Annotated in this window: 1 protein-coding gene; it reads right to left on the reverse strand. The window is 29.0% G+C overall.

Annotation, left to right across the window (positions count from 1 at the left end; genetic code table 11):
* A partial coding sequence (locus tag IU405_RS01900) for a UvrB domain 3-containing protein (protein WP_410896737.1) occupies positions 1 to 355 on the reverse strand: 355 nt, incomplete at both ends.

The following is a 355-nucleotide window of genomic DNA, read 5'->3' on the forward strand; positions in this document are numbered from 1 at the left end:
ATCATCTACAGCTTCAAAATTTGGCACTATATCAATTAATTTTTGGTATGCTTCGTTGATGTCTTTTACATACTTTTCATAAGGCTGCATTATGATTATTTCTTTTGCATCCTTGTTAGAAAACAAAGCAATTGCATCATCAGTAGCCTTTTTAAGATTACGGAATACTACAATATTACCTTGTGATTTCTTTTCTCCTAATATTCTGTTAGTTCTTGAATAGGCTTGAATTAATCCGTGATGTCTTAAATTTTTGTCAACGAATAATGTATTTAATGTTTTACTATCAAAACCTGTAAGGAACATATTAACGACAAATAAAATATCTATTTGCTTATTGCGAACTCTATTAGCA

The organism is Polaribacter sp. BAL334 (assembly GCF_015767435.1).
Classification (GTDB): Bacteria; Bacteroidota; Bacteroidia; order Flavobacteriales; family Flavobacteriaceae; genus Polaribacter.